The sequence below is a fragment of the Corynebacterium sp. MSK039 genome, assembly GCF_030232315.1.
Lineage (GTDB): Bacteria > Actinomycetota > Actinomycetes > Mycobacteriales > Mycobacteriaceae > Corynebacterium.
Map to the genome: position 1 here is coordinate 1 of NZ_JASPJL010000047.1, position 462 is coordinate 462.

The 462-nt window shown below is 47.8% G+C and carries 1 rRNA gene; it reads left to right on the forward strand.

What is annotated here, in order from left to right:
- Window positions 1–60: ribosomal RNA gene (locus QP997_RS09765) — 16S ribosomal RNA — on the forward strand; the annotation flags it as partial.
- Window positions 61–462 lie beyond the last annotated feature (402 nt).

Here is a 462-nt window from a genome sequence, read left to right on the forward strand (position 1 = left end):
ATTGGGACGAAGTCGTAACAAGGTAGCCGTACCGGAAGGTGCGGCTGGATCACCTCCTTTCTAAGGAGTTTTTGTTTTATTTGTTTGTGGGTGAATCGTGGGCATTAGAAACCCTGTCATGGGGGTTTGCTTGCGTGTCCGCCGATGACCGGTTGGTTGTTGGTGTGTGTTGTTGTGTTCAAGTCTTGTGTGTGTGTTTGGTTTGTTGCGTTGTTGGGTGTCTGGAATGGCATGTGTTGTTGTTCCTGGTGGGATGCTTCCTGCGTGTGATTGACCGTGTGTGGTTGGTTGTGTGTGGGTGGTGTTCGTGTTGTTTGAGAACTGTATAGTGGACGCGAGTATCTAATTTCTTGTGATTTTGTTGTTCACCTGATGCATGCCGCGTTTGTTGTGGTGTGTGTTTTGTGTGTGTCTTAGTGTTTGATTTGTTACTTTTAAGGGCGCACGGTGGATGCCTTGGCA